Source organism: Streptomyces sp. NRRL F-5122 (assembly GCF_001507435.1).
GTDB classification, from domain to species: domain Bacteria; phylum Actinomycetota; class Actinomycetes; order Streptomycetales; family Streptomycetaceae; genus Streptomyces; species Streptomyces lannensis.
In genome coordinates this window covers 38,168-51,952 of record NZ_LMWH01000228.1, presented here as the reverse complement: position 1 = coordinate 51,952, position 13,785 = coordinate 38,168, and the positions used below count along the sequence as shown (strand labels likewise).

The 13,785-nt window shown below is 69.4% G+C and carries 11 protein-coding genes and 1 tRNA gene; 5 read left to right on the top strand and 7 right to left on the bottom strand.

Annotated features, from left to right (window positions below):
- Positions 1 to 2: 2 nt before the first annotated feature.
- From ADL25_RS21165 to ADL25_RS21145, 5 genes are all read right to left on the bottom strand, one after another.
- Entirely contained in the window at positions 3 to 1,409 is a 1,407-nt protein-coding gene (locus ADL25_RS21165; RefSeq protein WP_059129330.1) for an OFA family MFS transporter, read from the bottom strand.
- A 2-nt stretch (positions 1,410 to 1,411) separates the two neighbouring features.
- Positions 1,412 to 2,800: an OFA family MFS transporter gene (locus ADL25_RS21160; RefSeq protein ID WP_059129329.1), complete on the bottom strand. Its 1,389-nt coding sequence runs from the start codon at positions 2,798 to 2,800 to the stop codon at positions 1,412 to 1,414.
- Positions 2,801 to 2,920: 120 nt separating this feature from the next.
- Positions 2,921 to 5,110, bottom strand: coding sequence for an acetate--CoA ligase family protein (locus tag ADL25_RS21155; protein WP_059129628.1), 2,190 nt, complete (start codon positions 5,108 to 5,110; stop codon positions 2,921 to 2,923).
- A 4-nt stretch (positions 5,111 to 5,114) separates the two neighbouring features.
- Positions 5,115 to 6,344, bottom strand: coding sequence for a formyl-CoA transferase (gene frc, locus ADL25_RS21150; RefSeq protein ID WP_059129328.1), 1,230 nt, complete (start codon positions 6,342 to 6,344; stop codon positions 5,115 to 5,117).
- A gap of 12 nt (positions 6,345 to 6,356) precedes the next feature.
- Complete coding sequence (locus ADL25_RS21145) at positions 6,357 to 8,045, bottom strand: thiamine pyrophosphate-binding protein (protein ID WP_059129327.1); 1,689 nt, start codon at positions 8,043 to 8,045, stop codon at positions 6,357 to 6,359.
- A 189-nt stretch (positions 8,046 to 8,234) separates the two neighbouring features.
- Between ADL25_RS21145 and sucC the strand changes: the two genes are divergently transcribed.
- From sucC to ADL25_RS21130, 3 genes are all read left to right on the top strand, one after another.
- On the top strand, positions 8,235 to 9,365 hold the full coding sequence (gene sucC / locus ADL25_RS21140; RefSeq protein WP_059129326.1) for an ADP-forming succinate--CoA ligase subunit beta: 1,131 nt from the start codon (positions 8,235 to 8,237) through the stop codon (positions 9,363 to 9,365).
- 11 nt (positions 9,366 to 9,376) lie between these two features.
- Positions 9,377 to 10,309 carry a succinate--CoA ligase subunit alpha gene (gene sucD / locus ADL25_RS21135; protein WP_059129325.1) on the top strand — a complete coding sequence of 311 codons (933 nt, stop codon included), beginning with the start codon at positions 9,377 to 9,379 and terminating at the stop codon, positions 10,307 to 10,309.
- Between the two features lie 147 nt (positions 10,310 to 10,456).
- A complete protein-coding gene (locus tag ADL25_RS21130; protein ID WP_059129324.1) occupies positions 10,457 to 11,998 on the top strand; it encodes an aldehyde dehydrogenase family protein in 1,542 nt (513 codons plus the stop codon).
- On the opposite strand, the gene ADL25_RS21125 is transcribed toward ADL25_RS21130, so the two are convergent.
- On the bottom strand, positions 11,988 to 12,926 hold the full coding sequence (locus ADL25_RS21125) for an LLM class flavin-dependent oxidoreductase (protein WP_079050501.1): 939 nt from the start codon (positions 12,924 to 12,926) through the stop codon (positions 11,988 to 11,990). The genes ADL25_RS21130 and ADL25_RS21125 overlap by 11 nt on opposite strands.
- A gap of 61 nt (positions 12,927 to 12,987) precedes the next feature.
- On the opposite strand from ADL25_RS21125, the gene ADL25_RS21120 reads away from it, so the two are divergent.
- Positions 12,988 to 13,434, top strand: coding sequence for a MarR family winged helix-turn-helix transcriptional regulator (locus ADL25_RS21120; RefSeq protein WP_059129323.1), 447 nt, complete (start codon positions 12,988 to 12,990; stop codon positions 13,432 to 13,434).
- Between the two features lie 100 nt (positions 13,435 to 13,534).
- Positions 13,535 to 13,619, top strand: a tRNA-Leu gene (locus ADL25_RS21115).
- A 43-nt stretch (positions 13,620 to 13,662) separates the two neighbouring features.
- On the opposite strand, the gene ADL25_RS51590 is transcribed toward ADL25_RS21115, so the two are convergent.
- A complete protein-coding gene (locus ADL25_RS51590; protein ID WP_267889269.1) occupies positions 13,663 to 13,785 on the bottom strand; it encodes a hypothetical protein in 123 nt (40 codons plus the stop codon).

The following is a 13,785-nucleotide window of genomic DNA, read 5'->3' as shown; positions in this document are numbered from 1 at the left end:
CGTCAGCTCGCGGGCTGCGCCTGCGGGGCCGCGGTCACCTGCCGGTCCCGTCCGGGCTGCCGCAGCAGCAGTGCGATCGCCGCCGCCACCATCGACACACCGCCCGCCAGCGCATAGGCGCCGTTGTAGCCCCAGGCCGCGACCACCATCGAGCCGAGGCCACCGCCGAACAGGCCGCTGATCAGCTTGCCGCTGTAGACCAGGCCGTAGTTGGTGGCGTTGTAGTTCTCACCGAAGTAGTCCGGGGTGAGGGCCGCGAACAGCGGATAGAAGGCGCCGCCGCCGAAGCCGGAGAGGAAGGCGAAGAACAGGAACAGTGCCTCGCTCTTGACGTCGCCCGCCCAGATCACACCGAACTGGGCGAGGCCCAGGACGAGGATGACCATCACCAGCGTCGGTTTGCGGCCCCACTTGTCGGACATCCAGCCGACGACACCGCGTCCGATGCCGTTGATGACCGCCATGACACCCATGGAGGACGCCGCCACCAGCGGGCCGAAGCCCACTTCCTTGGCGAAGTCGACCTGGAAGGAGATACCGAAGATGGACACGCCTGCGGTCAGCACGATGGACAGCCACATCAGGGGCAGCATGCCCGTCCTGATGGCCTCCTTCGGGGTGAACTGCTTCACCGCCGGGGGGTTCTTGGACAGGCCGGTCCCGCTCTTCTGCCCCGAGGAGTAGGTCAGCGGGTCGATGTCCGCAGGCCACCAGTTCTTCGGCGGGTCCTTGAAGAACATCGCGCAACCGAAGACGACGATCAGGATGTAGCAGCCGATGAGGTCCAGGACGCGGTGGTAGTTCGCGGTGTCGAAGGCGTAGTTGAAGATGAAGATGAAGGGCAGGGAGCCGTACGCGAATCCGCCGTTGACGAAACCCGTGCGCGCGCCGCGTCGTTCGGGGAACCACTTGCCGACCATGTTGATGCACGTCGCGTAGACCAGGCCGGAGCCGACACCGCCGATGACGCCGAAGCCGAGGATGGCGAGCCACACGTTGTTCATGTGGGACAGGGCCAGGAAGCCCACGACACACATCACGGAGCCGATGTACATCGCCGCCCGAGCGGTCAGGATGCCCTTCTCCCGCATCCAGCCGGCCGGGAAGGCGATACCCGCCTGGAAGAAGACCCAGACGCTCAGGATCCAGAACGTGTTGCTCTGCGTCCAGCCGTGCGCGTGGGACAGGGTGTCCTCCGCGGAGCCGTACGCGTACTCGAAGACGCTGATGGCCATCATGGCGATCCACGGCAGGTACACCATGATCTTGCGGGAGTGGCCGAGGATGTCGCGGTCGGTCTCGCCGATGCGATAGAGCCGGCCGTGGCTGTCGGTCACTTCACGGTAGGGACGGTTCGCGGCGTCGGGTCCGGCCGACGAGCTGTTGGTCGCTATGGGGTCTGCCGTCATGATCAGGCCATCTCCTCGCCGAGCGGCTGCGAATTGGGGACGATGCGCCGGGCGTTGGGCCTGCCCGGGGCCTTGAGGAAGAGCGCCAGAACCGCGGAGGCCAGGCCGATGCAGCCGGCCAGGACGAAGGCGCCGTGGTAGTCCCAGGCACCTACGACGACCGAGCCCATGCCGGAGCCGACGAGGCCCGAGATCAGCTTGGAGCTGTAGACCATGCCGTAGTTGCTGGCGTTGTTGTTCTCACCGAAGTAGTCCGCGGTCATGGCCGCGAAGAGCGGGAAGATCGCTCCGCCGCCGAAGCCGGAAACCATCGAGCAGAACAGGAAGAACGGCATGCTGCCCATCTGGCCGGAGACCAGCACGCCGAACTGTGCGGTGCCGAGCACGATGCACACGATGATCAGCGTGTTGCGGCGCCCGTAGCGGTCCGATATCCAGCCGATGACACCGCGTCCGGTGCCGTTGACGATGGCCTTCAAGGACATCGCCGTGGCAACGATGCCGCCCGCGAAGCCCATGTCCTTGCCGAACGGGACCTGGAAGGCGATGCCGAAGATGTTGATGCCGGCCGTGCACAGCAGGCAGAACCACATCATCCACAGCACCGGGGTGCGTGCGGCCTCCCGCGGCGTGTACTGCTTGATCGCCGGCGGGTTCTTCTCCAGGGCCCGGCGGATGCGGGGGTCGTCTGTCGCCTTCAGCGGGTCGACGGTCGCGGGCCACCAGTTCTTGGGCGGGTCCTTGAAGAACCAGCCCGCGGAGGCCACCACGAGGCACAACCCGACACCCACCGTGGCGAGCACCGTCTGGTAGTTGCTCAGGTTCATGTACGACGTGAACAGGAACACGAACGGCACGGACCCGTAGGCGAATCCGCCGTTGACGAAGCCCGTCTTGCCGCCCTTGCGTTCCGGATACCACTTGCCGACCATGTTCACGCAGGTCGCGTAGACGAGACCGGCGCCGATACCGCTGCACATGCCGAAGCCCAGGTAGGCCACGATCACGTTCGGTGCATAGGCCAGCGAGACGTAGCCCAGCATCGTGCCGACCGCGCCGATCAGCATGGCCGTGCGGGCGGGCAGCTTGCCGCTCTCCCGCAGCTGACCGGCGGGGAAGGCCACGGCCGCCTGGAAGAACACCCAGACGCCCATGAGCCAGAAGATGTGTCCACTGCTCCACAGATGAGCCTCGTGGAGCGTGTCCTCGGCCGATGTGAACGCGTACTCGGCGGAACTGATGCCCATCATGCCCACCCAGGGCAGGATGACCATCCACCTCCGTGGTCGGCCCATGATGTCGATGTCCGACTCGCCGACCCGGTACACACGACCGTTGCGGTCCGCCACCTCCCTGTAGGGGACGGACGCCGAATAATCCGTGGTTGCCATTGCTCAGTACCCCTTGCGTCGAAAGATCTGGCCAGCGCCCCCTGTCCAAATGCCTTTCGTGCGCGCACGGGCCCGGGGCACGGCCGACGCGCACCGTCGGCCGTCCCCGCATCTGTCACGTCATGACCCGCCCCCCAACGCCCGCCCGTCTCCCGCCACGGCGGAAGAGCCCGCGGCCCTCAGCCGCTCCGCGGCACGCGCCCAGCGGTACTTGGCGCCGAGTACGGCCACCGGCTTCTCGGTCGTGTAGGGGTAGGCCACGACCCCTCGCTCGTAGAGGTACTGGCAGGCCTCCTCGACCTCGACGTCACCCGCGAGCGACGCGACCACCGGCTTCTCGACGCCCCGCTCACGGAACTCGGCCACCACGCGTGCCGTGAGTTCGGCGAACACCATGGGCGGGGTCACGATGGTGTGCCAGTAGCCGAGGACGAGCGCGTGGATGCGCGGGTCCTCCAGGCCCAGCCGGATCGTGGCCTCGTACGTCGACGGCGGCTCGCCACCGGTGATGTCCACCGGGTTGCCGGCGGCGCCGAAGGGCGGGATGAACCTCCTGAAGGAGGCGTCGAGGTCGGGCGGGATCTCCATCAGGGACAGGCCGTTGTCGGTGACCGCGTCGGAGAGCAGGACACCGCTGCCGCCGGCACCGGTGATGATCACGACGTTGTCGCCCTTCGGGGCCGGCAGCACCGGCAACGCGCGCGCGTACTCCAGCATGTCGTTCAGCCCGGGAGCCCTGATGACGCCGGCCTGGCGGAGGATGTCGTCGTACACGGCGTCGTCGCCCGCGAGCGCCCCGGTGTGCGAGCCGGCGGCCCTCGCGCCCGCGGCCGTGCGGCCTGCCTTCAGCACCACGACCGGCTTCTTCGGCACGGTCGCGCGTGCGGCGTCCACAAAGGCGCGCCCGTCCTTGAGGTCCTCCAGGTGCATCGCGATGCACTCGGTGTGCGGGTCCTCGCCGAACCACGTCAGCAGGTCGTCCTCGTCCAGGTCCGACTTGTTGCCGAGCCCCACGATCGCCGACACACCTGTCCTGGTGGTGCGGGCGAAGCCGAGGATGGCCATCCCGATGCCACCGGACTGCGAGGTCAGCGCCACTCCGCCCTTCACGTCGTAGGGCGTGCAGAACGTGGCGCACAGATCGTTCCAGGTCGAGTAGTAGCCGTAGATGTTCGGCCCGAGCAGTCGGGTGCCGTGACGTTCGGCGATCGCCACGATCTCGGCCTGCAGTTCGTGCTCGCCGGTCTCCGCGAACCCGGAGGGAATGAGAACGGCATTGGGGATCTTCTTGCGTCCCACCTCTTCCAGCGCGGCGGCCACGCGCTGGGCGGGGATGGTGAAGACCGCCACATCCACCTCACCGGGAACGTCCGTGACACTCTTGTACGCCTTGCGGCCGAGAATGTCATCGGCCTTGGGGTTCACCGGATGGATCTCCCCGGAGAAGCCGCCGTCGATGAGATTGCGCATGACCGAATTGCCGATCTTGCCCGGCTCGTTGGAGGCACCGATCACGGCCACGGAGGACGGCTGCATCAACCGGCGCATGGATGTGAGGATCTCGGCGCGTGTGTAGCGGCGGCGTTGCCGCGCCGGTGCGTCGGAGAGGATCACACGGATGTCGGCCGCCATCGCGCCTTCGGGGGTGGCGATCACCGGGTTGAGGTCCACCTCGGCGATCTCGGGGAAGTCCGCGACGAGTCGGGAGACCCGGCGGATCTGTTCCGCGATCGCCCACCGGTCCACGGCCGGCAGGCCGCGCACCCCGCGCAGGATCTCCGCCGAGCGGATCGAGTCCAGCATGGACAGCGCCTCGTCGGCGTCGAGCGGAGCGAGCCGGAAGGTGACGTCCCTGAGCACCTCGACGAGCACGCCGCCGAGGCCGAAGGCCACGACCTTGCCGAAGGTGGGGTCGGTCACCGCGCCGACGATGACCTCCTGGCCCTGCGGCAGCAGTTCCTGCACCTGGACGCCCTCGATACGGGCACCGGCGTCGTAGGCCTTGGCGTTGGCGACGATCTCGTGGAAGGCGGCGCGCACGTCCGCGGCGCCCTCGACACCGACCCTGACCCCGCCGGCGTCCGTCTTGTGCAGGATTTCGGGCGAGACGATCTTCATGACGACGGGCCCGCCGAACCTCGCCGCGTGCGCCACCGCCTCCTCGACGTCCGTGGCGAGTTCCTCACCCGGTACGGCGATGCCATAGGCGTTCGCGATCACCTTGCCCTCGGGCGCGGTGAGCGCGGTCCGTCCCTGTGCCCCCACGGTGTCGAGGAGCGATCGCACCCTCAGCACCCGGTCCTCGGCCATCACGTCAGATCACTCCGTTCGACTTCAGCAGACGCAACTCCTCGTCCCCCAGGCCAAGTTCGCCGATGTAGATCTCTTCGTTGTGCTCGCCGAGCAGGGGTGAACCGGTCACCTCGACAGGGGAGTCGGAGAGCTTCAGCGGGCTGCCCACGGTCTTGAACTCGCCCCGCTCCGGGTGCGGCACGGTGACGACCATCTCGTTGGCGACCAGCGAGGCGTCCTCGATGATCTCCTTGGTCGACAGGATGGGCCCGCACGGGATGTTGTGGGCATTGAGCCGCTCCAGCACCTCCCACTTGGGCAGCGTCGAGGACCACTCCTCGATCAGCTGGAACATCTTGCCGAGCTTGGGGAGCCGCGCCTCCGGCGTCGCCCACTCGGGGTCGTCCGCCAGTTCGGGGCGGCCGATGAGCCGGCTGAGCGGCTGCCAGCCGACGGGCTGGACGATGACGTACACGTAGTCATTCGGCCCGCCCGGCGCGCACTTGACCGCCCAGCCGGGCTGACCGCCCCCGGACGCGTTGCCCGAGCGCGGCACCTCGTCGCCGAAGTCCTCGTTGGGATACTCGGCGAGCGGTCCGTGCGCCAGACGCTGCTGATCCCGCAGTTTGACCCGGCACAGATTCAGCACGGCGTGCTGCATGGCCACGTTGACCCGCTGCCCACGCCCGGTGTGCTCCCGCTGGAGCAGAGCGGCCAGAATCCCCGCCACGGCGTGCACGCCCGTACCGGAGTCCCCGATCTGGGCCCCCGTCGCGAGCGGTGGCCCGTCCTCGAACCCCGTGGTGGCCATCGAGCCGCCCATGGCCTGTGCGACGACCTCATAGGCCTTGAAGTTGGTGTACGGGCCCTCGCCGAACCCCTTGATGGAGGCGTAGACGATGCGCGGGTTGATCTCCCGGATGCGGTCCCAGGAGAAGCCCATGCGGTCGACCGCGCCCGGTCCGAAGTTCTCGACCATGACGTCGGAGCGCCGGATCAGCTCGGTGAGGAGCTGCTTGCCGCGCTCGGTCTTGGTGTTGAGCGTGATGCTCCGCTTGTTGCAGTTGAGCATCGTGAAGTAGAGGGAGTCGACGTCCGGCAGGTCACGCAGCTGCTTGCGGGTGATGTCACCGGTCGGCGCCTCCAGCTTGACGACGTCGGCGCCGAGCCAGGCGAGCAACTGGGTTGCGGAGGGCCCGGACTGAACGTGGGTCATGTCCAGGACACGGATGCCTTCGAGAGCCTTTGTCATGTCAAGCGCTCCTCACTTGTCCACGGTCTGGTTCGGGATTCCGGGGGCGTACGCGTGCGGGTCGATCCGTACGTCGAGCAACGAGGGCTTCCCGGACGCGCGGGCGCGCCGCAGGGCGGGGGCGATGTCGGCCGGGTCGCGGACCGCTTCGCCGTAGCCGCCCAGCATCCGCGCGAAGGTGTCGTAGGGGAGGCCGGTGAGCGGGGCGCCTGCCCCGGCGGGCTCCCCGTCGCGTCCGGCCCGTTCGGCCCGAGGGGGCGGGTTGGCCGCGGAGTTGTCGGCGACGACGCCTATGAAGGGGAGGTCGAGGCGGACGAGGGTCTCGAAGTCCCAGCCGGTGACGGACAGGGCTCCGTCGCCGAAGAGGGCGACGACCTCCTTGTCGAGCCGGGCGCGCTTGGCCGCGAGGACGAAGGGGATGCCCACGCCGGGCGTGCCCGACGGGCCTGGATCCAGCCAGTGGCCGGGTGACCGTGGCTGCACGATCTGCTCGGAGCACAGGGCGATGCCCCCGCCGTCGGTGATGCAGAGGGAGTCCTCGGTGAGGAAGTCGTCGATCTCGTGCAGCAGCCGGTACGGGTGGATGGGCCGGGCGTCCGACCGCAACTGCGGCAACCGCCTCTCGTACGCCGTTCGTTCCGCGGCGCGCAGTTCGTCGAGCCATTCCTTGCGCCGGTACGCCCCGTCGCCGGTACGCCCCGAGGCGGCCTGTGCCACGGACGCAAGGACCTCTCCGGCGTCCCCGACGATCGCGGGGCCGAGGTCCTGGTGCGCGCCGACGTTCCGGGGGGCGTGGTCGATCCGCACGACGGTCGCCTGCGGGCCCGGTCGCTCTCCTCGTCCCCGCGGGACGTCGAAGGGTGCGTCCCCCACGACGACGATGACGTCGGCGTTGGCGAGGGCGTAGAGCCGCGACAGCCGGAAGTGGTGCGGATCGCCCGGCGGCAGGGTGCCGCGGGCCGCGCCGTCCGTGTAGGCGGGGATGTTCAGCGAGCGGACGAGCGTGACCGCGGCATCGGTGGCCCGTGTCGTCCACACCTGACGGCCCAGCAGGATCGCCGGCCTCTCGGCGTGCACGAGCAGGTCGGCGAGTCGCTGGACGGTCCCGGGGTCGGCGGCCGGGCGCGTCGGGGCGCGGTGGAGCTCGTCCTGCGAGACGTGCGGCGCCGCCGACGCCGCCCCGGCGTCAAGGACATGGAGCGGTATCTCCAGGTAGGAGGGTCCGGGCTCGCCGTGGTGACACGCGCGCAGCGCCGTCGACACCTCCTGCACCGCATGCGCCGTGTCCACCACGCTCGCCGCGTACTTGGTGAAGGACGCCGGCATGCCGATGCGCGCCAGATCCTGCCGTGTTCCCCTGCCGTCCCCGGGGAGTGCGCCCTGGACGCCGATCAGCAGCAGCGGTGACTGTGCACGCGAGGCGGTGGCCACACCGGGGAGTGCGGCGGCCGTACCGGGTCCCGCGGTGACGGCGGCACAACCGGGGGTGCCGGTGATGCGCGCATGTGCGTCCGCCGCGTGGGTCGCGGCCTGCTCGTTGTGCAGGTGCACGACCTCGATGCCCTCGTCCACGCAGCCTTCGTGGAGGCCGCCGATGCGGCTGCCGCGTGAGGTGTGGACGACCTCGACACCCTGCGCCCCGAGCGCCCTGGCGATCACGCGCCCACCGGGGACGAGCTGCCGGTTGAAGCCGTCGGACATGGCGAAGCCCTCTCCCTTCGTAGGGTCGGAACGAGCGGGGCGGTACATTGCATACAGTCGACGAATACTGTATGAAGCTTGTTATCCCGCATCCGATGGGCGGTGTCCAGGGGGCGTGCGGCACTTTTCAGTCATCGTCAGTTCCGGACTCGCGATGGCGTCGCGAAGACTTCGCAGACAGGAGCCGAAATGGACCTGTACGAACATCAGGCAAGGGCCCTCTTCCAGGAGTACGGCATCGTGGTGCCGAGGGCCGAGGTCACGGACTCGCCCAAGGAGGCACGCGAGATCGCCCGCAGGCTGGGCGGCAGGGTCGTCGTCAAGGCGCAGGTGAAGACGGGCGGCCGTGGCAAGGCGGGCGGTGTCAGGCTCGCCGCCGACCCGGCCGACGCCGAGCTCACCGCACGCCGGATCCTCGGCATGGACATCAAGGGGCACACGGTCGGCAGGGTGATGGTGGCCGAGCCGGTCGACATCGAGCGCGAGTTCTACGTGAGTTACGTCCTCGACCGGGCCGCGGGACGTTTCCTGGCGATCGCGTCGGCGGAGGGCGGCACGGAGATCGAGGAGGTCGCCGCCGTCCGGCCCGAGGCGGTGGCGCGTGTGCCCATCGACCCGGCCGAGGGCGTCACCTCGTCCAAGGCCGGCGAGATCGCCGAGGCGGCGGGTCTGCCGACGCAGACCGTGGACGTGCTCGTACGGCTCTGGGAGGTCCTCGTCCGCGAAGACGCCGTGCTCGTCGAGGTCAATCCGCTGGTGCGTACCGAACAGGGGCGCATCCTCGCGCTCGACGGCAAGGTCACGCTCGACGACAACGCCCGGTTCCGGCAGGCGCGATGGGGCGCGCAGGACGCGGAGCACGACGACCCGCTGGAGGCGGAGGCCGCCGCCAAGGGCCTCAACTACGTCCGGCTGGACGGCGAGGTGGGCATCATCGGCAACGGGGCGGGCCTCGTCATGTCGACGCTCGACGTGGTCGCGGGCTGCGGCGCGCGTCCCGCGAACTTCCTCGATATCGGCGGCGGCGCCTCCGCCCAGATCATGGCCGACGGGTTGTCCGTCATCCTCTCCGACCCGTCCGTGAAGTCGGTCTTCGTGAACGTCTTCGGGGGCATCACCGCCTGCGACGCGGTGGCCGACGGAATCGTGCAGGCGCTGGATGCGGTGCAGCTGACCAAGCCGCTGGTCGTCCGCCTCGACGGAAACAACGCCCCCCGGGGCCGGGCGCTGCTCGAGGAGCGCGCGCATCCGTACGTCCAGCAGGTCAGCACCATGGACGGCGCCGCGCGCCGGGCCGCCGAACTCGCCGCAGCCGACTGAAGGAGCCCGCCATGGCCATCTACCTCACCAAGGAGAGCAAGGTCCTCGTCCAGGGCATGACCGGCGGCGAGGGCATGAAGCACACCCGCCGCATGCTCGCGGCAGGCACGGAGGTCGTCGGCGGAGTCAACCCGCGCAAGGCGGGCAGGACCGTGGACTTCGACGTCCCCGAGCGTCTGAACGGCCTCGCGGGTGCTCCCAGTACGGTCCCCGTGTTCGGCTCGGTGCGCGAGGGCATGGAGGCGACCGGTGCGGACGTGACCGTCGTCTTCGTACCACCCGCCTTCGCCAAGGCCGCGGTCATGGAGGCCGCCGACGCCGGCATCGGCCTCGCGGTGGTCATCACGGAGGGCATCCCGGTCCACGACTCGGTCTCCTTCACCGCGTACGCCGCGTCGAAGGGCACCCGGATCATCGGACCCAACTGCCCCGGCCTGATCACCCCCGGTCAGTCCAATGCCGGCATCATCCCGGCGGACATCACAAAGCCCGGCCGCATCGGCCTGGTGTCGAAGTCCGGCACGCTGACGTACCAGCTGATGTACGAACTGCGCGACATCGGCTTCTCCACCTGTGTCGGCATCGGCGGTGACCCTGTCGTCGGCACCACCCACATCGACTGCCTCGCCGCCTTCGAGGCGGACCCCGACACCGATCTGATCGTGATGATCGGCGAGATCGGCGGCGACGCCGAGGAACGGGCCGCCGCGTACATCCGCGACCACGTCACCAAGCCCGTGGTCGGCTACATCGCGGGGTTCACCGCACCCGAGGGCAAGACGATGGGGCACGCCGGAGCCATCGTGTCCGGCTCCTCGGGCACCGCGCAGGCGAAGAAGGAAGCGCTGGAAGGGGTAGGAGTGAAAGTGGGCGGTACCCCGACCGAGACGGCGCACCTGGTACTCGCACTGCTGGAAGAGGGACGTGACGTCACTCATAGTTGACGTGAGGTGACTTACAGGTGTTCCGGCACCTGGCTAGCGTCCAGGTACGACGTTCGCGTACGGGCATGTGTGATCACTGTCGATCATGTGCGCGGACGAGCCATGCATCCCCCGCCCCCGACTGTGCACCGAGAGCGGAGCAACCCGATGGCACCCACCCTCACCCTCAAGCCCGGTTCGTCCTGGGCCGACGCCTGGCAGCGCTGCCTTGCCGTCGCCCCCGAGGCCTTCCGGGACGACCGCGTCCTCAATCTCTGGGGCTCCTCCTGGCAGGCGGACGGCCGGGCCCTGCCCGCCACCAGTCCTGTCGACGGCAGCCCCATTGCGGGTCCGCCCCGCCTGGACCGGGCGACCGCGCGCCGCGCCGTGCAGTCCGCGCTCGACCAGCACCGCGCCTGGCGCCATGTGCCACCGGCCGAGCGCCGGGCCCGTGTCGCCGCGACCCTCGACGCGCTCACCGAACACCGCGAGCTACTCGCCCTTCTCCTCGTCTGGGAGATCGGCAAGCCCTGGCGGCTGGCCCAGGCCGACGTGGACCGAGCCATCGACGGCGTGCGCTGGTACGTCGACGGAATCGAACCGATGATCGGCGACCGAGTCCCGCTGGACGGCCCGGTCTCGAACATCGCGAGCTGGAACTACCCGATGAGCGTCCTGGTCCACGCGATGCTGGTCCAGGCCCTGGCAGGCAACGCGGTCATCGCCAAGACCCCGACCGACGGCGGTGTCGCCTGCCTGACCCTGGCCTGCGCGCTGGCCGCACGCGAGGGCATCCCCGTCACCCTCGTCAGCGGCAGCGGCGGCGAGCTGTCCGAGGCCCTGGTGCGAGCGCCGGAGATCGGCTGCGTGTCCTTCGTCGGCGGCCGCGACACGGGCGCCGCGGTGGCCACGGCGGTCGCCGACCTCGGCAAGCGGCACATCCTCGAACAGGAGGGCCTCAACACCTGGGGCATCTGGAACTACTCGGACTGGGAGTCGCTCACGGCGGTCATCCCCAAACTCTTCGACTACGGCAAGCAGCGCTGCACGGCGTATCCCCGCTTCGTCGTCCAGCGCGAGCTGTTCGACGAGTTCCTCGCGGCCTACCTGCCGGCCGTCCGCACCCTCAGGGTGGGCCACCCGCTGGCGGTGGAGCAGGGGGACGACCCCTTCCCCGGCCTCGACTTCGGCCCGTTGATCAATGCGGCCAAGGCCAAGGAGCTCAACGACCAGGTGGCGGAGGCGATCGACCGCGGCGCGGTTCCCCTGCACCGGGGGCGGACCGAGGACGCACGCTTCCTGCCGGGCCAGGACACCTCGGCCTACGTCCACCCGGTCACTCTGCTGAACCCGCCCCCGTCCTCCCCTCTGCACCACGCGGAGCCGTTCGGCCCGGTCGACACGATCGTCCTGGTCGACACGGAGGCGGAACTGCTGGCGGCGATGAACGCCTCGAACGGCGCTCTGGTCGCCACGCTCTCCACGGACGACCGTGAGACGTTCGACCGCCTGGCCCCGCAGATCCGCGCCTTCAAGGTCGGCCACGGCAAGCCCCGCTCGCGCGGTGACCGCGACGAGCTCTTCGGCGGCTTCGGCGCCTCCTGGCGCGGCGCGTTCGTCGGCGGTGAACTGCTGGTGCGCGCGGTGACGCAGGGGCCGGCGGGGGAGAAGCTGCCCGGGAACTTCGCGGAGTACCAGCTCATGCCGTGAGCCCGGGCCGGGCGGCATTCGCTTCTTGTGTCCGCCGCCCGGCGACGATCTCGTCGGCCAGCCATCGGGCCACACCCTTCGGGTAGGGCCGCGGCAGGTTCAGGACGATGTGATTCATCCCGGCCGCGACGAGCGCGTCGACAGTGGCGCGTGTCGCGGCCGGGTCGTCGTACGAGACGAGGACCTGCACCGAGCGTGTGATCTCGCGCGGGTCCCGTCCGAGGTCGGCGCAGTGGGCGTCCAGCACCCGCCCGCGCTCGGCGATGAATTCGACGCCGTTGTGCGGCGGGCCGGGGACGTTCCAGATGTCGGCGTGCTCGGCGACCACCCGCAGCAGGCGGGTGCCCCAGCCGCCGATCAGCAGTGGCGGCCCGGGGCGCTGCACGGGCTTGGGCTCGCACCGGGTGCCCTTCAGCCGGTGGTGGCGCCCGGAGAAGTCGAAGACGTCCTCGGTCCACATCCGCCTCAGGATCCGCACGGTCTCGTCGAGCCGGGCGACTCCTTCGGCCGGCGGGACCAGGGCGAGCCCGTACGCCTCGTACTCGGCGACCGCCGGGTTGTCGCCGGGGATTCCCCCCGCCCCCGCGGGCTGGCGTGTGCCGCCGGCACCGATGCCCAGCACCAGCCGCCCGCCGGAGATCACGTCCACGGTCGAGGCCATCTTGCCGAGCACCGCGGGCGGGCGGATCCGATTGCTCGTGACCAGCACACCGAGCCGTAGCCGCTCGGTCTGCGCGGCCAGGGCGGCGAGCAGGGTCCAGCTCTCGTGCGCCTGTCCGTCCTTCGGTCCGACGAGGGGCAGCAGATGGTCCCAGAGCCAGGCGTCCTCGATCTCGGGAACGGCGTCGGCCTCCCGCCAGACGCGGCGGATGTCGTCGTAGGAAACATGCATGGGCGCGGTCTTGATGCCGAAACGCACAGTCGTCATGACCGTCAGCCTAGCCAATCATCAGGGTGGCTGACCATCAGGAATGGATACAGTTCTGGCCATGGCTGATGAGCGCACCCCCACCCCCCTGGAGTCCCGGCTCGGCTATCTGCTCAAGCACGCCCAGCTGCGGCTGACCCGTGCCTCGGCCGAGGCGCTCGCCCCCGTCGGGATCGACGGCCATGAGCTTGCGGTCCTGGTGGTCCTCGCCGGCGCGGAGCCGCTCTCCCAGATCGAGGTCGCCGCGCGCCTCGGCGTGGACCGCACCACCATGGTCGTGCTGATCGACACCTTGGAGGAGCGCGGTCTGGTGCGGCGCAGACGCAGCGAGCACGACCGACGCAAGAACATCGTCGAGCTGACCGAGGACGGCGCGGAGTGCCTGCGCCGGGGGGAGGAGGTCCGCCGGACGGTGGAGCGGCGCTTCCTCGCTCCACTGGACGAAAAGACGGCCGCCACCCTCGTTCACGCCCTGCGGTTGCTGGCGGCGGAGGGTGTCGACGACTGACCCGGGTGGCGCGGAAACGCAGGTGAAGGGCGCTCCGAAACCTTGGTATTGTTGTCCGTGTCGCCGCGGGGAAGACCTCCGGCAAGGCGGCAGACACCTGGTCCGGGTGGCGGAATGGCAGACGCGCTAGCTTGAGGTGCTAGTGCCCTTTATCGGGCGTGGGGGTTCAAGTCCCCCCTCGGACACAGACCATATCCCCAACTTGTGCGGGTCGAGGGTTTCCTCGGCTCACACGAGTTGTTTTCCGGACTCGAACGTCAGTTTGAGCCCAAGGTTCTGGTACACGTCCGCCTTGTTCTGCGGATCGGCTTCCGCGAGGACGTCTCGGATGGGTCCCAGCTGTTTGATCAT